A 17593-nucleotide genomic window follows, 5' to 3' on the forward strand; every position below is an offset into this window, starting at 1 on the left:
TCACTGAATGGACGCCTGGCGGAACGCGAGCACCGCGTTGCTGCCGCCAAAAGCAAAGGAGTTGGACAGGGCGGCGCGCACGCGCACGTCATGCCGCCCCCGCAGGATGTGGTCGACGCCCTCGCACGCAGGGTCGAGGCGGCCTTCGAGATGGGCCGTAGGCGGCAGCGCCTGTTCACGCACGCTCAGCACCGTGGCCAGTGCCTCCATCGCACCGGCGGCGCCCATCAGATGGCCGTGCATGGACTTGGTGGCGCTCACGGGCAGGTGCGCGGCGTGGCCACCGAACACCTGCTGCAGCGCGTGGATCTCAATGGGATCGCCCTCGGGCGTGGCCGTGCCGTGGGCATTGACGTAGTCCACGTCTTCGGGCGCAAGGCCGCCTTCGGCCAGCGCCGCGCGAATGGCACGCGCCTGCCCTCCGGCGTCGGGGCGCACCAGGTGGGTGTGGTCGCAGCTCACGCCATAGCCGACCATCTCGGCATGGATGGCCGCGCCGCGCGTTCTGGCGTGCTCCCAGTCTTCCAAGACCAGCGCCACGCCACCCTCGCCCAGCACTAGGCCGGCACGGTCGGCGGCGAAGGGGCGGCAGGCCTGCGCGGCGGCATCGCCCACGTCGGGCGACATCAGGCGCATCGCCAGCCAGGCCTGGGCCACGCCGTAGGTCTGCGTGGCGTCCGATCCGCCCGTCAGCATCACGCTGGCGTGGCCCGCGCGAATGCGCCGGTAGGCCTCGCCGATCGCAATGGCCGACGAAGCGCAGGCGGCGGCATGGCTGGAGCTGACACCTCCCAGCCCCAGCTGGATGGAAATGTGCGCATTCACGGCGTTGTTCATTCCCATCACGACCGACAGCGGGGACAGACGTTCGCGCCCCTTGAGCCAGATGTCCTTGTAGCCGCGCTCGAAGGCCTGGATGCCGCCCAGTGCGGTGCCCCAGACGCAGCCCCAGTCCTCGCGCGTCTCGCTCTCGCAAGGCTGGCGCTCAAGCCCCGCGTCGGCCCAGGCGTCGAAGGCGGCGGCCAGTCCCAGGTGGGCGAAGCGCTCCATCATGGCGGCCAGCGGGCCGCCCAGTGCGGCCCTCGCATCGAAGTCGCGGCAGGTCACGAATGGCATCGACAGCGGGCGCGGCACGTCGTCGGTCTGCAGATGGTAGACCGCGGACTCACCGTCCATGAGGCGGCTGAAAAAGTCCGGCAGGTTACCACCGTACGGGCTGACCAGTCCCAGGCCCGTGACGGCGACGCGGCGTGCCGTCATGCCTGCGCGGTTTTTTGCGCGAGCAGCCGGTCGATGATGAGCTGCATGTCGGCCACCGTGACGGGCACCGGCTGGTCGTTGTCGATGGAAATATCCAGGCGGTCTTCCGCTTCGAACATCAGCTCGGCCACCATCAGCGAATCCACGCCCAGATCGGCGAGCACGGAATCCCTCTGGACTTTCTCGGGCTCGACACCCAGGCGTTCCTGGAGAAATTTGCGAATCAATTCGATCGAATCCATGGTGGTGAGGGACGGAAGTGGACAGCGGCAGAGATCTCGCCAAGACCCCTGCCCGAATCGGCTATTTTAACGAGCGCTCCACTGGCCGCCCTGCCGCCACGGACGGCCGATATGATGCCGCCTGGCCGTCGGCCCCCTCCATGCACAGCGCCCCGTCACCCACCCTCCAGCCGCCGTCCTGGCGCAGCCAGCTGCGGCCGCGCCTGACCTGCCTTTGGCCCCTGAAGGCAGCCGGCACCACGCTCTTCATCACCCTCTTCTTCCAGGCGTACTTCTACGTGCTGCGCTTCCCCGGCCAGACCGTCTGGACCATGCCTACGACGTGGATCGACGACTGGGTAGGCTTCACCCCGCTGGCGTTCCCGGTGTATGCGTCGCTGTGGGTCTATGTGTCGCTGCCGCCAGCGCTGATCGGCAACCTGAGGGGCCTGCTGTGGCACGGCCTGTGGGCTGGGCTGATGTGCGCCGTGTGCCTGGCCGTGTTCTGGGTCTTTCCCACCAAGGTACCCGACAACGCGCTGGACTGGGCCAGCCACCCCGGCATGTCACTGCTCAAGAGCGTGGACACCGGCGGCAACGCCTTCCCCTCGCTGCATGTGGCGGCCGCCGTGTTCGCCGCCTTCTGGCTGCGGCGGATCTTCCTGGTCATGGGCGCACCGCGCGGATGGTCCATCGCCAGCGCCCTGACCTGCGGGGCCATCGCCTGGTCCACGCTGGCGACGCTGCAGCACGTGGCGCTGGACGCGATGGCCGGGGCGCTCGTGGGCTGGCTGTTCGCCTGGCTGTCGCTGCGGCGGCCGGGGGACGCACTGGACGCGCCGGCGGCCTACTGCCGGCACACCCGCACCACGTCCTCGCCATAGGCTTCGAGCTTTTTCGCGCCCATGCCGTTGATGCCCTGCAAATCCTGCAACGAGGCTGGGTTGCGCTCGGCAATCGCGGCCAGCGTGGCGTCGTGGAAGATGACGTAGGCCGGCAGGTTGTGCTCGCGCGCCACCTCGGCGCGCCAGGCGCGCAGGTTGATGAAGCGCACCTGCGCGTCCTGATCCAGATTGGCCGCCGCCACCGGCGGGGCGGCGGCGCGGCGCGTGCGCCGGCCTGCGGCCTGCGCCGTGGCCTCGCGCAGCAGCACCTGCTGCTCGCCGCGCAGCACCGGGCGCGAGCCTTCGGTCAGCGTCAGCGTGTCGAAGCTGTAGCTGCCCTCGAGCTGCACGCGCTGCACGCCCACGGCGCCCAGCGCCAGCAGCTGGCGCAGCACGCCGCGCAGCTGGCGGTCTGAATACTCGCGGCCGACGCCGAAGGTGGACAGCCGCTCGTGGCCGTACTGGCGCACCTTGTCCGTGTCCTTGCCGCGCACGATGTCCAGCAGGTGCCCGGCGCCAAAGCTCAGCCCGCTGGCCTGGTGGACGCGGTAGATGGCGGACAGGAGCTTTCTGGCCGCGTCCGTGCCGTCCCATACCGCCGGAGGCTGCAGGCAGTTGTCGCAGTTGCCGCAGGTGGCGCAGGCGCCGCCGTCCGCGCGGGCCGACCGACCGTACTCCTCGCCAAAGTAGCGCAGCAGGCGCACGCGGCGGCAGTCCGTGGCCTCGGCCAGGGCCAGCAGCGCATCGAGCTTGCCGCGCAGCACGGCCTTGAATTCCTCGGCGGCGTCGCCGCCTTCGATCATGCGCCGCTGGTTCACCACGTCCTGCAAGCCATAGACCATCCAGGCGTCCGCCGGCAGGCCGTCGCGCCCGGCGCGGCCCGTCTCCTGGTAGTAGCCCTCGATGTTCTTAGGCATGTCCAGGTGGGCGACGAAGCGCACGTCGGGCTTGTCTATGCCCATGCCGAAGGCGATCGTCGCCACCATGACGATGCCGTCCTCGCGCAAAAAGCGATCCTGGTGCTGCTGGCGCACTTCGGCGCCCATGCCGGCGTGGTAGGGCAGCGCCTGGATGCCGGCGTCCTGCAGCGCCGCCGCCATCTCCTCGACGCGCTTGCGGCTTTGGCAATAGACGATGCCGGCATCGCCCGGATGCTCGTGCTCGATGAAGCGCACCAGCTGCGCCAGCGGCTCCTTTTTCTTTTCCTCGATGCGGTAGCGGATGTTGGGCCGGTCGAAGCTGCTGACGAAAAGGCGCGCCTCCTGCAGTTGCAGCCCCGCGACGATGTCGGCGCGCGTCAGCTCGTCGGCGGTGGCCGTGAGCGCGATGCGCGGCACGTCGGGGTAGCGCTCGTGCAGCAGGGACAGCTGGCGGTATTCGGGCCGGAAGTCGTGCCCCCACTGGCTCACGCAGTGCGCCTCGTCGATGGCGATGAGCGACAGCTGGCCGCGCGCGTGCAGGTCGTCGAGCAGGGCGATGAAGCGCTCGGTGGTCACGCGCTCGGGTGCGGCATACAGCAGCGTCAGCTCGCCGCGCGCCAGGCGCTGCTCGACCTCGCGCGTTTGCGGCCAGTCCAGCGTGGAGTTCAGAAAGGCCGCCTCGACGCCGGCCTCCAGCAGCGCCCCGACCTGGTCGTGCATCAGCGCGATCAGCGGCGAGACCACCAGCGTCACGCCGCAGCCGGCCTGGCGACGCACGATGGCCGGCACCTGGTAGCACAGCGATTTGCCGCCGCCCGTGGGCATGAGCACCAGCGCGTCGCCGCCATCGGTCACATGCTCGACGATGGCTTGCTGTGGGCCACGGAAGTGCTCGTAGCCAAAGACGGTGTGCAAAACGGTGTGCGCGGGAGACAAGAAATACTCTCTTTTCGATAGCTATCAACGCTTGCCAGACAAGGCTTTTGGCCGTATTTGGCTTGAAATACCAGAGCCTGGGGCGGAGCTGGCTGGCAGCGCAGGGCAAACGGGCATTTTGCCCCTGGGCCACGATTTTCAAATCCTATGGAGCGGTCTGGGGATTGAATTGGACGGCTGGGCGCTGCACCCCGAAGATGCCTGGCGCATCCGCTCCCCAGCGCTGCCACCCGCCCGGCAGCACGAGACACCGAAACCACCATGAACTTCGCCCCCACCCCGAGCAGCAACAGATCCAGGACGCCATCGAGCGCATCTGCGCGCCCTTCGACGCCGATTACTGGCTGGCCAAGGATCGCGAGGGCGGCTTTCCGCACGACTTCCACCAGGCGCTGGCCGAATCGGGCTGGCTGGGCATCGCCATGCCCGAGGAGTACGGCGGCGCCGGCCTGGGCATCAGCGAGGCAGCGCTGATGATGCACACCATCTCGGCCAGCGGCGCCGGGCTGTCGGGCGCCTCTGCCGTCCACATGAACATCTTCGGCCTGCATCCAGTGGTGGTGTTCGGCAGCGACGAGCAGAAAAAGCGTTGGCTGCCGCCGCTGATCCAGGGCCGCGACAAGGCCTGCTTTGGCGTGACCGAACCCAACGCCGGCCTGAACACGCTGAAGCTGCAGACGCGCGCGGTGCGCAGCGACGGTGGCCGGGGCGACCACTACGTGGTGCATGGCCAGAAGGTCTTCATCTCCACCGCCCAGGTGGCCAACAAGATCCTCCTGCTCACGCGCACCACGCCGGTGGAGCAGGCGCGTGGCACCGAAGGCCTGACGCTGTTCTACACCGACCTCGACCGCAGCAAAATCGACGTACACGAGATCGACAAGCTGGGGCGCAAGTGCGTGGACACCAACCAGCTGTTCATCGACGGCCTGCGCATCCCGGTGGAAGATCGCGTGGGCGAGGAGGGCCAGGGCTTTTCCTACATCCTGCACGGCATGAACCCCGAGCGCATCCTGATCGCCGCCGAGGCCATCGGCCTGGGCCGTGCCGCCCTGGCGCGCGCTGCCGGCTATGCCGCCGAGCGCGAGGTCTTTGGCCGGCCCATAGGCAAGAACCAGGGCATCCAGCACCCGCTGGCCGAGGCCTGGATGGAGCTGGAGGCGGCGCACCTGATGGTACACAAGGCCGCCTGGCTGTACGACCAGGGCGCGAGCTGCGCCGCCGAGGCCAACGCCGCCAAGTACCTGGGCGCCGAGGCCGGCTGGCGCGCCTGCGAGCGCGCCATCTTCACGCACGGCGGCATGGGCTATGCGCGGGAGTACCACGTCGAGCGCTACATGCGCGAGGCCTGGATTCCGCGCCTGGCGCCGGTGAGCCCGCAGCTCATCCTGTGCTTCATCGCCGAGAAGGTGCTGGGGCTGCCCAAGTCGTACTGAGAGCGTGTTCACGATCCCCGCGCGCAGTGCGGCAGGGCGGGCAGGTGCAGCAAGGCCCCTGTCGGCCTGGGGCATCATGCGCGCCCATGAAACTGCATCTGCTGCGCTACTTCGCCGTGCTGGCCGAGGAGCTGCACTTTGGCCGCGCCGCCGAGCGGCTGTGCATCACGCAGCCGCCGCTGTCCTCGGGCATCAAGGCACTGGAGCAGGGCCTGGGCGTGCGGCTGTTCGAGCGCAGCAGCAAGCACGTCGCCCTGACCCCGGCCGGCCATGCCTACCTGGTCGAAGTGCGCGCCGTGCTCGACCACGTGGAGCGTGCCGCCGAGGCCGCGCGCGCCGTGGCCGCCGGCCTGGCCGGGCGGCTGGACATCGGCTTTACCGGCTCCATGGCGTATCGCGACATGCCGCGCATCGTCCACGCCTTTGCCGCACGCGCGCCGGGCATCGAGGTGCAGCTGCGCGAGTTGTCGTCCAGCGAGCAGCTGCTGGCGCTGGCGCCGCGCCTGGCGCACCTGCCGCTGACCGAAGACCACCTGGTGTGCTGCCTGCCGCAGGAGCATCCGCTGGCGCACACGAAGGCCGTGCCGCTGCGCGAGCTGGGGCATGAGAGCTTCGTCATGTTCGCGCGCGATGCGGCGCCGGCCAACCACGACAACGTGATTGCGCTGCTGCAGCGCGCCGGCATCCACCCGCGCACGCGCCACGCGGCGCGCCAGTGGCTGACCGTGGTGTCGCTGGTGGCGCTGCGCATGGGCGTGGCGCTGGTGCCGGCGTCGCTGGCGCGCGCCGGGCTGCAGGGCGTGCGCTTCGTGCCGATCGCCGGGCTGCGCCATCCGGCGGTGGGCGCACTGGTCTGGCACGAGGAGATCGATAGCCCTGCGCTGCAGGCCTTCATTGACTGCGCGCGCGGCTGCCTGCAGGCGGCGTTCCTACAATCGCCGCCACCATGAGCCAGCAACCCGCCCACCCTGTCCGCCCCGCCCTGCCCGCCTACACCCGCGCCCGGCAGCTGCCCGCCATCCTGGCCAAGCGCATCGCCATCCTCGATGGCGCCATGGGCACCATGATCCAGCGCTTCAAGCTGACTGAAGACCAGTACCGCGGCACGCGCTTTGCCGACTTCCCGCGCGACGTGAAGGGCAACAACGAACTGCTGAGCCTGACCCGTCCCGACGTGATCCAGGACATCCACGAGGGCTACCTGGCCGCCGGCGCCGACCTGATCGAGACCAACACCTTCGGCGCCACGTCGATTGCCCAGGACGACTACGGCATGGGCGAACTGGCCTACGAGATGAATCTGCAAAGCGCCCGCCTGGCGCGCGCGGCCTGCGACAAGTTCAGCACCCCCGATTGGCCGCGCTTTGTCGCCGGCGCGCTCGGCCCCACGCCCAAGACCGCCAGCATCAGTCCCGACGTGAACGACCCCGGCGCACGCAACGTGACCTTCGAGCTGCTGCGCGCCGCCTACCACGAGCAAACGCGCGGCCTGATGGACGGCGGCGCCGACGTGCTGCTGGTCGAGACGATCTTCGACACGCTCAACGCCAAGGCCGCGCTGTTTGCCATCGACGAGGTGTTCGAGGAAACCGGCGAATGCCTGCCCATCATGATCAGCGGCACGGTGACCGACGCCTCGGGCCGCATCCTGAGCGGCCAGACGGTGACCGCCTTCTGGCACAGCGTGCGCCACGCCCGGCCCCTGTCGGTGGGCCTGAACTGCGCCCTGGGCGCAGCGCTGATGCGCCCCTACATCCAGGAGCTGGCGCGCGTGGCCGGCGACACCTTCATCAGCTGCTACCCCAACGCCGGCCTGCCCAACCCGATGAGCGACACGGGTTTTGACGAAACGCCCGAGGTCACCAGCCGCCTGGTACACGAATTCGCCGCCGAGGGGCTGGTCAACATCGTCGGCGGCTGCTGCGGCACCACGCCCGAGCACATCGGCGCGATCGCCCGCGCCGTGGCGCCAGTGGGCACGCGCCGGCTGTTCGCGGCAGCGGCCTGAAGGCACGCGGCTGGCCTGAAAGACCCTGCGGTTTTTGCGCGCTTGCGCCCTTGCGCAATATCCGGCAGTTCGCGCCCAGCCAGTCCCGTGCGCCCCGCCCGATGCAAACTTGTTGACAGATTGCCCCTGTCCAGACAAGCCCGCCAGGGGCGATGATTGGCAGTTTCAGGCAGCCACGGTGGCCGCCTGTCTCCCCCCTGCCCCGGAGATTCCCGTCCGCATGATCGCGCTGCCCCGGCTGCTTCGGCAGTCCGCCCGTATCGTTGCAGCGCTGCTGGCGGTGGCCTGCGCCAGCGCGGCTGCAGCAGAGGCTGCGCCAGCGCCCTGCCAGGGCGCCGAGCGCATCCGCCTGATCCAGCCCGTCGAGCTGGACGCCCAGGAGCTGGCCATCCTGGGCCAGCTACCGCCGCTGAAGGTGCTGGCCGTGAGCGCGCCGCCGCTGTCGGCCCCTGACCAGGCGGGCGGCTACAGCGGCATTGCCGTCGATGTACTGTGCTTCATCACCACGCAGCTGGGCCTGGGCTATGAATTCGTGGCCGCGCCCGAGCTGACCGTGGCGCAGAAGATCCAGCAGGTGCAGGACGGCCAGGTCGATCTGTTCCTGCCCCTGAGCCATCTGCCCGAACGCGAGCGCCTGGGCACCTTCACGGCGCCGTTCTACGACAGCTATTACGTGGTCATCGCGCGCAAGGGGCGGCGCCTGGCGGTGGCGCAGACCGCCGACCTGGCACGCTACCGCGTCGGCCTGATCGATGGCGTGGCGCTGCGCCCGGTGCTGCAGGACATCGTGCCCGCCGAGCAGCTGCTGGCCTTCAACCAGATCACCACCTCCGCCGGCCTGTTCGAGGCGCTGCGCAACGACCGCATCGACGTGGCGGTGTTCAACGCCGACTTCTTTGCCGAGCAACGCTTTCGCCATGAGCTGTTCGATCTGGAGGTGATCCACACGCTGCGCTCCTATCCGCGCCAGTACCGCTTCTACCTGACCCGCTCGGCGCAGCACCGGCACCTGGCTGCCGTCTTCGACCGCTATCTGGCCGTCATCGACACCACGCTGTCGCTGCAGGCGCACGAGGACGGCGAGCGCCAGTTCATCGAGCGCTACGTGCGCCAGCGCAGCCAGGGCACGCTGATGCAGGCCGCCGTGGCGCTGGCCGTGCTGCTGGCGCTGGCGGCGTGCATCGCCCTGCGCAAGTACCGCCATCTGGCGCGCAGCCTGGCGCACAGCCACCAGCGCATCCTGCAGCAGCAGCACGCGCTGCAGGCCGCCAATGCCGAGCTGGAGCAGCTCAGCCATACCGATGCGCTGACCCGGCTGGCCAACCGGCGCTTGTTCGACCAGACGCTGGCGCGCGAGCATGGCCGCTGGCAGCGCACCGCCTCGCCGCTGAGCCTGCTGATGATCGACCTGGATCACTTCAAGCGCGTCAATGACCACTACGGCCACGCCACCGGCGACGACTACCTGCGCGCCGTGGCCGAGGTGCTGGCCCAGGCCGCCGCCCGGCCCACCGATCTGGCGGCGCGCTATGGCGGCGAGGAATTCGTCTGCCTGCTGCCCGACACCAGCGCCAGCGAGGCCCGTGCCGTGGCGGAACGGATGCGCGCCGGGGTGGCGGCGCTGAACCTGCCCAACACCCTGGCCGAGCCTCCCTATCTGACCATCAGCATCGGCGTGGCCACCCTGGCGGACGGGATGCACAGCGCCCAGCAGCTGCTGGAGGCTGCCGACGCCCAGCTGTATGCCGCCAAGCACGCCAGGCGCGACCAGGCCTGTGCCACCACCCTCGGGGAGGAGGGTTGAGGAATTACAGCCAAAACCGGCTCAAACCCTTATCCAGCAAGCGCTGACAGCTATCAAAAAAGATTCAATCAGGCACGCGCCATGCGCTGGAACAGACCACCGGGCAGGCGCGCCACCTGGCCGTCCAGCTCCAGCTCCAGCAGCCGCACCTGCAGCCGGGCGGCGTCCAGCCCGGTGCGGGCGATGAGCGCGTCCAGCCCGGCAGGGTCATGGCCCAGCGCCTGCAGCACCTCGTCGCTGCTCTCGTCGCTGCCTTTGTCGCTGCCTTCGCTGCCGCGATCGGCAGCGCTGCCGGCGCCACTGCCGCCGTCGGCCTGCTGCCGTGCCAGCACTGGACGCAACTCGTCGAGCACGTCCTGCGCCGTCTCCACCAGCGTGGCGCCGTCGCGGATCAGCGCGTGGCAGCCGCGCGCCTGCGGGGCGTGTACCGAGCCGGGAATGGCGAACACCTCGCGCCCCTGCTCGGCCGCCATGCGCGCCGTGATGAGCGAACCCGAGGCCGGCGCTGCCTCGACCACCAGCGTACCCAGCGCCAGGCCGGAGATGATGCGGTTGCGCTGCGGGAAGTGCGCCGGCAGCGGCGGCGCGCCCAGCGGATATTCGCTGACCAGCACGCCGTGGCGCGCGATGCGCTGCGCCAGGCTGCGATGCGCTGCCGGATAGACGCGATCCAGCCCGGTGCCGACCACGGCAATGGTGCGGGCCGTGCGGGGAGCGCCGGGCGTGCTGGACATGCCGGGGGCATCTGCAGCCCCGGCAGGGCCGCCCTCGGCCAGCGCCAGCGCGCCTTCGTGCGCCGCAGCGTCCACCCCCAGCGCCAGGCCGGAGACGATACACAGGCCCTGCCCGGCCAGCGCCCGGGCGAACTGCCGGGCGTTCTCGCGGCCCTGGGGCGTGGGGTTGCGGCTGCCGACCACGGCCAGGCAGGCTGTGGGCGCGAAAGGCTGGCCGGCATCGAGCAGTTCGGCAGCGCCCAGCAGGTACAGCAGCAGCGGCGGGTCGGGTGTCTCCAGCAGGGCCGGCGGATAGGCCGCATCGCCCAGGGTGACGATGGCGCGGCGCAGGCCGGCAGCCTCGGGCGCTTCGGCGCCGGCGTGCAGCCACTGCCAGGTACGCCCGATCTGCTCATCGAGCCGGGGCGGCAGTTGCGCCAGGGCTTGCGCCGGCCCCGGGGCGAGGTGCTGGCGCCAGTCGGCAGGCGTGTGCGCAAAGACCTCCTGCGGCAGGCCGTAGGCGGCCAGCAGCCGGCGCGCGCTGGTGCGTCCGACGCCCGGCGTGGTCGTCAGGCGCAGCCAGGCGGTCAGCTCGTCGCGCTCCATGGGGCTTGGGGCAGTCGGGGTCGCTGGGACGGCAGCGCTGGCGCTGCTCAGTCGGGGTTGGTCAGGCGGTCGCCCACCACCACTGGCTGCTGCGCCTGCAGCACCAGCGCGTAGGACACGCGCTCGAAGGTGCGGAACACCATGGCCAGGCCGTTGGTCTCGTGCGGCAGGCGCACGCTGGCCCGGTCTTCATCGGTCTTGTCCACCAGGGTGCGCCCGCGCGTGATCAGGCGCAGCACGTGGCCGGCCTGCAGGCCGTCGTCGCTGCCCCGGTTGATGGCGATGACGGCGTTCTGGCCAGCGTAGCGCATGGCCGTGCCGCCATACAGCGAGACCACGGCGGCCTCGACATCCTCGCGCGGGGCGTGCGGGGCGTAGTTGCTGAAGGTGCGCTCGGGCGCGGGCAGCAGGCGGTCGCCGATGCGCACCTCCTCGACCGTGCGGCTGAGCTGCACCGTGGCCGGCACGATCTCGCTGAAGGCCTCGCCCTTGGCGTTGACAGCCTGCTCGACGGACTCGCCGCGCACCAGCGTGGCTTGGCCGACGAAGTGCGCCTCGTAGCCCAGCACCTGGCCGGTCACGGGATCCTTGAGCGGCGTGGCGTTGCGGAAGATGCGCCACTTGCGCGGCGAGCCGGTCTCCAGCTCCAGCGGGCTGCTCTGCGGGCCGCGTGCATAGACGCGGTCGCCGCTGCCCAGCACGAAGCGCTCTTCCTGCGCGGCGATGATGCGCGGCGCCAGGGCCAGCTCGCGCTCATCGACCACCAGCGGCTCGGCCAGGAAGGGCTCGATCAGATGGGCCTTGAGCGTGGGGACGGCCAGCGAGGACAGGCTCTCGCTGCGCGTGTGCGGCGATACCCGCACCGTTTCGTTGCCCGGCGCAGCGCCGGCGCGGCTGGTGCGCAGGCGCGCGTGGCCGCCGGTGCGCTCCAGGTACAGCGTCTGGCCGGGGTAGATCAGGTGCGGGTTGGCGACGCTTTGCAGGTTCATGCCCCACAGCTCGGGCCAGCGCCAGGGACGGTTGAGGTACAGCGCCGCAATCGACCACAGGGTGTCGCCGCGCTGCACCACGTAGGTGTCGGGGGCGCCGGCAGCCAGCTCGGCCAGCGGCACGCCGCGCTCGGCCACCTGCTGGGCGGTGGCGCGCTGGGCATCGGTGACGCTCTGGCTGTGTGCCTGGCTGGCCGGGGCCAGCAGCGCGACGACGCTGGCCAGAGCCGCCAGGGCTTTCAGGGGGTGGTGCTGATGATCCATCGGAAAAATATGTCCCTCTCACTGGCCGTGCAGCGGCGCTGGCTGTGCGGCGATTCTGGTTCCAAGCCCTTGAACGGGCAACGATTATTGCGACAGGGCGGCGCGCCGGCAGGGCAAAGTGGCGAAAATGTCGAAACACTCGCCTTGCAACCATGGCCCTGCTATCCATTCTCTGCTTTCCCGATCCGCGCCTGCACAAGGTCGCCCAGCCCGTCGCCACGGTCGATGAGCGCGTGCGCGCCATCGTCCGCGACATGTTCGAAACCATGTATGACGCCAAGGGTATCGGCCTGGCGGCCACGCAGGTGGACATCCACGAGCGCATTGTCGTGATCGACGTGTCCGAGGAGCGCAACCAGCCGCAGGTGCTGATCAACCCCGAACTGCTCTGGGCCAGCCCCGAGACGCGCCTGGGCGAGGAGGGCTGCCTGTCCGTGCCCGGCATCTACGACGGCGTGGAGCGCGCGCTGGCCGTGCGCGTGCGCGCGCTGGACGAGCAGGGCCGCGAGCGCCTGATCGAGGCCGAGGACTTGCTGGCCGTGTGCATCCAGCACGAGATGGATCACCTGATGGGCAAGGTCTTCGTGGAATACCTCTCGCCGCTCAAGCGCGGGCGCATCAAGACCAAGCTGCTCAAGCAGCACAGGGCGCAGCCGCCAGCGCGCGCATGAAAGTCATCTTCGCCGGCACGCCGGAGTTCGCCCGCGTGGCGCTGGCCGCGCTGCTGGCCGCCGGCCACGAGGTGCCGCTGGTGCTGACCCAGCCCGACCGCCCCGCCGGGCGCGGCATGAAGCTGCAGGCCTCGCCGGTCAAGCAACTGGCCATGCAGCACGGCATCGCCGTGGCGCAGCCGCGCAGCCTGCGCCTGGACGGCAGATACCCCGAAGACGCCGCCGCCGCCCAGGCCGCCATCGCCGCAGCGCAGGCTGAGGTCATGGTGGTCGCCGCCTACGGCCTGATCCTGCCGCAGTGGGCGCTCGATGCTCCCCCGCGAGGTTGTCTGAACATCCACGCCAGCCTGCTGCCGCGCTGGCGCGGCGCCGCTCCCATCCACCGCGCCATCGAGGCCGGCGACGCCGAGACCGGCATCACCATCATGCAGATGGACGCCGGCCTGGACACTGGCGACATGCTGCTGCGCCGCAGCGTGCCGATTGCCGCACACGACAGCACGGCCACGCTGCACGACCGTCTGGCGCAGCTTGGCGGCCAGCTCATCGTGCAGGCCCTGGCCGACGCCCAGGCCGACCGCCTGCAGGCCACGCCGCAGCCGCCGGATGGCTCGGCGGGCATCACCTACGCCCACAAGATCGAGAAGGCCGAGGCCGCCATCGACTGGCGCGACAGCGCCGAGGTCATCGCCCGCCGGGTGCGCGCCTTCAACCCCTTCCCGGGCGCAGCAACCACGCTGCAAGGCGAGACGCTGAAAGTCTGGGACTGCAAGATTGATAGCTGTCAGCGCTTGCCAGACAAGGCTCCAGGCCAGATTTTGCTGGCAAACGATACTGGCTTGCATGTGGCCTGCGGCGATGGCACGGTGCTGGTGCTGACCGAGCTGCAGCGCCCCGGCGGCAAGCGCCTGGCGGCGCGCGACTTCCTGCGCGGCGCGGCACTCGCCCCAGGCCTGGTGCTGGGCGCCAGCGCATGAGCGCCGCTGCGCGCACGGCACTGCGCGCCTGGCTGGCCAATCCCTGGACGCGCCTGGGTGCGCGCGACATGCTGGGCACCGGCCTGGGCATCGCCGCCTGGGGTCTGGTCACCGGCGTGGCCATGGTCAAGACCGGCCTGCCCACGGGGCTGGCGGTCTTCATGTCGCTCCTCGTCTATGCCGGCAGCGCGCAGCTGTCGGTACTGCCGCTGCTGGCCGCCGGCGCGCCGCTGTGGGTCATCTGGCTCACCGCCGCCTGCGTGAACCTGCGCTTCGTCATCTTCAGCAGCATGTGGCGCAGCTACTTCGCCCACCTGCCGCGCTGGCACCGCATGTTGCTGGGCTATTTCAGCGGCGACGTGATCTTCGTGGCCTTTCTCAAGCGCTTCCCGCAGCCCCAGCCAGCGCCCGAGCAGGTGCCCTATTTCTGGGGCTCGGCCGTGTCCAACTGGCTGGCCTGGCAGCTGCCGTCGCTGGCCGGCATCGCACTGGCCAACGTCATCCCGCTGTCCTGGGGCCTGGGCTTTGCCGGCGTGCTGGCGCTGCTGGGCATCCTGCTGTCCATGCTGGGCGACCGCACCAGCTGGCTGGCCACGCTGGTGGCCGGCACGGCGGCGATTGCCGCCTTCGCGCTGCCGCTCAAGCTCAACATCCTGCTGGCCATCGTCGCTGCCGTCGCCACCGGCCTGGGCGCCGAGGCCGCCAGCCGCGCCCTGCAGCGTGCGCAGCAGCGCGCGCGGGGGCCGTCGGCATGAGCGCAGACGCGCTGCAGTCCTGGCTCTGGGCGGTGCTGGCCATCGTGGGCCTGGCCATCATCACGCTCATCACCCGGGCCTTTTTCATGCTGCCCGAACGCGAGCTGCCCCTGCCCGACTGGCTGCGCCGGGGCCTGAAATACGCGCCCCTGGCGGCGCTGGCCGGCGTCATCGCGCCGGAAATCCTGATGACCGGCGGCGCGCTGATCCAGACCTTGGCCGACGCGCGGGTACCCGCCGTGCTGCTGGCCTGCGGCTACTACTTCTGGCGCCGGGGCATTCTGGGCACCATCGTGGTCGGCATGGCAGTCTATCTGCCGCTGCACATCGGGCTGGGCTGGTAGCCGGCAGCAGGCCGCCTAGAATCGCGCGCCAAGTCCCCCGTCCCGTCTCCTCCCCTTGCGCCAGTCCTGCCGGCGCTCTTGCAGACTTTCCCGACCATGCAGATTCTTCGTTTCTCCGACCTGTGCGAGCAAGGCCGCGTGCGCGGCCAGCGCGTGTTCATCCGCGCCGATCTGAACGTGCCGCAGGATGCCGCCGGCCACATCACCGAGGACACGCGCATCCGCGCCTCCGTGCCCTGTATCCGCATGGCGCTGGACGCCGGCGCCGCCGTCATGGTCACCAGCCACCTGGGCCGGCCCCAGGAAGGGCAGTTGCGTCCCGAAGATTCGCTGGCCCCGGTGGCCGCGCGCCTGGCCGAGCTGCTGGGCTGCGAGGTGCCGCTGCTGGCCGGCTGGGTGGACGGCGTGCGCGTGGCGCCCGGCCAGGTCGTGCTGCTGGAGAACTGCCGCGTCAACCCGGGCGAGAAGAAGAACGACCCGGCGCTGGCCAGGAAGATGGCGCAACTGTGCGACATCTACGTCAACGACGCCTTCGGCACCGCGCACCGCGCCGAGGGCACGACCTACGGCATCGCCGAATATGCCCCCGTGGCCTGCGCCGGCCCGCTGCTGGCCGCCGAGATCGACGCGCTCACGCGCGCCCTGGCCGCACCGAAGCGCCCCCTGGTGGCCATCGTCGCCGGCTCCAAGGTCAGCACCAAGCTGACCATCCTGCAAAGCCTGGCCGGCAAGGTCGATGGCCTGGTCGTCGGCGGCGGCATCGCCAACACCTTCATGCTGGCCGCCGGCCTGCCCATCGGCAAGAGCCTGGCCGAGGCCGACCTGGTGGGCGAGGCCCGCGCCGTCATCGACGCCATGGCCGCACGCGGCGCCCAGGTGCCCATCCCGACCGACGTGGTGGTGGCCAAGGCCTTTGCCGCCGATGCCCCAGCCACGGTCAGACGCGCGCAGGATGTGCAGGACGACGACCTGATCCTGGACATCGGCCCGGAAACCGCCGCCCGCCTGGCCGTGCAGCTGCAGGCCGCCGGCACCATCGTCTGGAACGGCCCGGTAGGCGTGTTCGAGTTCGACCAGTTCGCCGGGGGCACGCGCGCCATCGCCCAGGCCATTGCCGCATCGAGCGCCTTCAGCATCGCCGGCGGCGGCGACACGCTGGCGGCGATCGCCAAATTCGGCATCGAAGACAAGGTTGGTTACATCTCCACCGGCGGCGGGGCCTTCCTGGAGGTGCTGGAGGGTAAAGAATTGCCAGCCTTCGAAATTCTGCAAAAGCGCGCTGCCGGCTGAAGCTGCAGGACACCAGGGCCGAAACCTCGGCAGGCCACGCCGACATGCCGGCAAAACAACACCGGCCCGCGCGGCGTTGGTGCGCTGCAGGCGCAAAACTTGTCATTACCCCGGTGAGCCATCAGAATCATTTGCAGACGGCACGCCGTATCCATTCATCCAATCAGGAGGGATTCATGTCCTTGATCAAGGCCCTGGGCCTGTCTGCAGCCGCAGCAGCTGCACTGGCGCTGGCCGGCTGCGGCAGTGCGCCGATTCCGCTGGCCAAGAATTTCGAGCAGACCAGCCAGCACAAGGTGCGCTCCGCCGGGCACTGGGAGCTGCTGTCCAGCGATGTGGTCGAGCAAACGCGCGCCTCGCTGGCGCAGATCGGCTTCGGCCAGGACGCGCCGCTGCACGTGGCGCTGCCGCCCAACCCCAGCTCCTTCGATCTGGCGTTCCGCGACTTCCTGATCACCCAGATGGTGCAGCGCGGCGCCGTGGTGCAGCAGCAGCCCGGCGCCGGCCTGGAGGTCAGCTACACCACGCAGCTGGTACGCCACAACAGCGACCGTCCGCACGTCATCCCCGGCCAGTACACCATGATCGCCGCCGGCCTGATGGCCGCCTACGGCCTGCGCCATGAGCACATCGATGCCAAGCTGCTGGCCACGCTGGGCCTGGCCGGCGCGGCGGACTTTGCCGCCAGCATCAACTCCGGCGGCCCGACCAACACCGAGCTGGTCTTGACCACCACGGTGGCGCGCGGCGGGCAATACCTGGTGCGCAAGACCGACGTCTATTACCTGGAAAACGCCGACGTGCCGCTGTTTCTGCGCCCGCTGCCGCCGCCCCCGCAATACCGCCCCACTCCCATGCAGGTGGTGGCGCAATGAGTACGAAGACGACGATGAGCAACAAGCCCCGCTCCCTGGCGCTGCTCGGCGCCCTGGCCGGTGCCGCACTGCTGTCCACTGGCTGCTCGCAGTTCCAGACGCAGCCGCCCCAGCCGCTGCGCGTCGAGCCGACCTATGCCGACGCCGCCCGCGCTCCGCTGCTGCAAAGCAGCCGCGACGCCATCGGCCAGCTGGTCGAACGCCTGGACACCAGCATCACCGGCCCCGGCCCAGTGCTGGTGGCCACCGTGGTCAACGTCAACGACATGAGCATGTCCTCGCCGCTGGGCCGCACGCTGTCCGAGCAGTACGCCAGCGCCATGGCCATGGCCGGCTTCGATGTCAAGGAAATCAAGCTGCGCGGCGACATCTTCGTCAAGGAAGGCGCCGGCGAGCTGCTGCTGTCGCGCGAGCTCAAGGACATCGCACGCAACCACAACGCCTCGATGGTCGTGGTTGGCACCTTCTCGCCGGCTGCCCACTACACCTACATCAGCCTGAAGCTGGTGCGTACCGAGGACAGCCGCATCATCCGCGCGCACGACTACGCCCTGCCCAACGACCGCGACATCAACCGCCTGCTGGCACTGCCGCGCTGAAGCCGCGCGCAGCGCTGCCACGGCACGCAAGGCCGCCCTGC

Annotated in this window: 17 protein-coding genes; 12 read left to right on the forward strand and 5 right to left on the reverse strand. The window is 70.0% G+C overall.

The features are described from left to right. Positions 1–1260, reverse strand: coding sequence for a beta-ketoacyl-[acyl-carrier-protein] synthase family protein (locus IDM45_RS13630; protein ID WP_209423338.1), 1260 nt, complete (start codon positions 1258–1260; stop codon positions 1–3). Further along, positions 1257–1502, reverse strand: a complete 246-nt coding sequence (locus IDM45_RS13635; RefSeq protein ID WP_209423339.1) for an acyl carrier protein — start codon at positions 1500–1502, stop codon at positions 1257–1259. Before IDM45_RS13635 ends, IDM45_RS13630 begins: the two co-directional genes overlap by 4 nt. Positions 1503–1642: 140 nt before the next feature. Between IDM45_RS13635 and IDM45_RS13640 the strand changes: the two genes are divergently transcribed. Then, positions 1643–2365, forward strand: a complete 723-nt coding sequence (locus tag IDM45_RS13640) for a phosphatase PAP2 family protein (RefSeq protein ID WP_209423340.1) — start codon at positions 1643–1645, stop codon at positions 2363–2365. Here the strand turns inward: IDM45_RS13640 and recQ are convergent. Then, complete coding sequence (gene recQ, locus IDM45_RS13645) at positions 2329–4221, reverse strand: DNA helicase RecQ (protein WP_209423341.1); 1893 nt, start codon at positions 4219–4221, stop codon at positions 2329–2331. The genes IDM45_RS13640 and recQ overlap by 37 nt on opposite strands. A gap of 197 nt (positions 4222–4418) precedes the next feature. On the opposite strand from recQ, the gene IDM45_RS13650 reads away from it, so the two are divergent. The 4 genes from IDM45_RS13650 (at position 4419) to IDM45_RS13665 (ending at position 9469) form a co-directional block, all read left to right on the forward strand. After that, positions 4419–5657, forward strand: a complete 1239-nt coding sequence (locus IDM45_RS13650; RefSeq protein ID WP_233457506.1) for an acyl-CoA dehydrogenase family protein — start codon at positions 4419–4421, stop codon at positions 5655–5657. A gap of 86 nt (positions 5658–5743) precedes the next feature. Then, positions 5744–6607 (forward strand): LysR family transcriptional regulator, encoded by an 864-nt coding sequence (locus IDM45_RS13655; protein ID WP_209423342.1) that lies wholly within the window; start codon positions 5744–5746, stop codon positions 6605–6607. Further along, positions 6604–7665 carry a homocysteine S-methyltransferase family protein gene (locus IDM45_RS13660; RefSeq protein ID WP_209423343.1) on the forward strand — a complete coding sequence of 354 codons (1062 nt, stop codon included), beginning with the start codon at positions 6604–6606 and terminating at the stop codon, positions 7663–7665. Before IDM45_RS13655 ends, IDM45_RS13660 begins: the two co-directional genes overlap by 4 nt. Positions 7666–7885: 220 nt before the next feature. Beyond that, positions 7886–9469, forward strand: a complete 1584-nt coding sequence (locus IDM45_RS13665; RefSeq protein ID WP_209423344.1) for a GGDEF domain-containing protein — start codon at positions 7886–7888, stop codon at positions 9467–9469. Positions 9470–9537: 68 nt separating this feature from the next. Here the strand turns inward: IDM45_RS13665 and IDM45_RS13670 are convergent, their stop codons facing one another. After that, positions 9538–10788 carry a DNA-processing protein DprA gene (locus tag IDM45_RS13670; RefSeq protein WP_209423345.1) on the reverse strand — a complete coding sequence of 417 codons (1251 nt, stop codon included), beginning with the start codon at positions 10786–10788 and terminating at the stop codon, positions 9538–9540. Positions 10789–10835: 47 nt separating this feature from the next. Next, positions 10836–12041, reverse strand: a complete 1206-nt coding sequence (locus tag IDM45_RS13675) for a LysM peptidoglycan-binding domain-containing protein (protein WP_209423346.1) — start codon at positions 12039–12041, stop codon at positions 10836–10838. 152 nt (positions 12042–12193) lie between these two features. On the opposite strand from IDM45_RS13675, the gene def reads away from it, so the two are divergent. From def to IDM45_RS13710, 7 genes are all read left to right on the forward strand, one after another. Continuing rightward, on the forward strand, positions 12194–12712 hold the full coding sequence (gene def / locus IDM45_RS13680; protein ID WP_209423347.1) for a peptide deformylase: 519 nt from the start codon (positions 12194–12196) through the stop codon (positions 12710–12712). After that, complete coding sequence (fmt, locus tag IDM45_RS13685) at positions 12709–13689, forward strand: methionyl-tRNA formyltransferase (protein WP_209423348.1); 981 nt, start codon at positions 12709–12711, stop codon at positions 13687–13689. Before def ends, fmt begins: the two co-directional genes overlap by 4 nt. Further along, entirely contained in the window at positions 13686–14444 is a 759-nt protein-coding gene (locus IDM45_RS13690) for an AzlC family ABC transporter permease (protein ID WP_209423349.1), read from the forward strand. Before fmt ends, IDM45_RS13690 begins: the two co-directional genes overlap by 4 nt. Continuing rightward, complete coding sequence (locus tag IDM45_RS13695; RefSeq protein WP_209423350.1) at positions 14441–14788, forward strand: AzlD domain-containing protein; 348 nt, start codon at positions 14441–14443, stop codon at positions 14786–14788. The genes IDM45_RS13690 and IDM45_RS13695 overlap by 4 nt, the downstream gene beginning before the upstream one ends. Positions 14789–14884: 96 nt before the next feature. Continuing rightward, on the forward strand, positions 14885–16078 hold the full coding sequence (locus IDM45_RS13700) for a phosphoglycerate kinase (RefSeq protein ID WP_209423351.1): 1194 nt from the start codon (positions 14885–14887) through the stop codon (positions 16076–16078). Between the two features lie 176 nt (positions 16079–16254). After that, positions 16255–16953, forward strand: coding sequence for a hypothetical protein (locus tag IDM45_RS13705; protein ID WP_209423352.1), 699 nt, complete (start codon positions 16255–16257; stop codon positions 16951–16953). A gap of 14 nt (positions 16954–16967) precedes the next feature. Then, entirely contained in the window at positions 16968–17552 is a 585-nt protein-coding gene (locus IDM45_RS13710; protein WP_209423353.1) for a FlgO family outer membrane protein, read from the forward strand. The last annotated feature ends 41 nt before the right edge of the window (positions 17553–17593 follow it).

Source organism: Melaminivora jejuensis (assembly GCF_017811175.1).
Taxonomy (GTDB): Bacteria; Pseudomonadota; Gammaproteobacteria; order Burkholderiales; family Burkholderiaceae_C; genus Melaminivora; species Melaminivora jejuensis.

Coding starts and splice junctions, on each gene's coding strand:
- IDM45_RS13630 (WP_209423338.1), bottom strand. CDS start 1,260: ATGACGGCACGCCGCGTCGCCGTCACGGGCCTGGGACTGGTCAGCCCG.
- IDM45_RS13635 (WP_209423339.1), bottom strand. CDS start 1,502: ATGGATTCGATCGAATTGATTCGCAAATTTCTCCAGGAACGCCTGGGT.
- IDM45_RS13640 (WP_209423340.1), top strand. CDS start 1,643: ATGCACAGCGCCCCGTCACCCACCCTCCAGCCGCCGTCCTGGCGCAGC.
- IDM45_RS13650 (WP_233457506.1), top strand. CDS start 4,419: ATGCCTGGCGCATCCGCTCCCCAGCGCTGCCACCCGCCCGGCAGCACG.
- IDM45_RS13655 (WP_209423342.1), top strand. CDS start 5,744: ATGAAACTGCATCTGCTGCGCTACTTCGCCGTGCTGGCCGAGGAGCTG.
- IDM45_RS13660 (WP_209423343.1), top strand. CDS start 6,604: ATGAGCCAGCAACCCGCCCACCCTGTCCGCCCCGCCCTGCCCGCCTAC.
- IDM45_RS13665 (WP_209423344.1), top strand. CDS start 7,886: ATGATCGCGCTGCCCCGGCTGCTTCGGCAGTCCGCCCGTATCGTTGCA.
- IDM45_RS13670 (WP_209423345.1), bottom strand. CDS start 10,788: ATGGAGCGCGACGAGCTGACCGCCTGGCTGCGCCTGACGACCACGCCG.
- IDM45_RS13675 (WP_209423346.1), bottom strand. CDS start 12,041: ATGGATCATCAGCACCACCCCCTGAAAGCCCTGGCGGCTCTGGCCAGC.
- def (WP_209423347.1), top strand. CDS start 12,194: ATGGCCCTGCTATCCATTCTCTGCTTTCCCGATCCGCGCCTGCACAAG.
- fmt (WP_209423348.1), top strand. CDS start 12,709: ATGAAAGTCATCTTCGCCGGCACGCCGGAGTTCGCCCGCGTGGCGCTG.
- IDM45_RS13690 (WP_209423349.1), top strand. CDS start 13,686: ATGAGCGCCGCTGCGCGCACGGCACTGCGCGCCTGGCTGGCCAATCCC.
- IDM45_RS13695 (WP_209423350.1), top strand. CDS start 14,441: ATGAGCGCAGACGCGCTGCAGTCCTGGCTCTGGGCGGTGCTGGCCATC.
- IDM45_RS13700 (WP_209423351.1), top strand. CDS start 14,885: ATGCAGATTCTTCGTTTCTCCGACCTGTGCGAGCAAGGCCGCGTGCGC.
- IDM45_RS13705 (WP_209423352.1), top strand. CDS start 16,255: ATGTCCTTGATCAAGGCCCTGGGCCTGTCTGCAGCCGCAGCAGCTGCA.
- IDM45_RS13710 (WP_209423353.1), top strand. CDS start 16,968: ATGAGCAACAAGCCCCGCTCCCTGGCGCTGCTCGGCGCCCTGGCCGGT.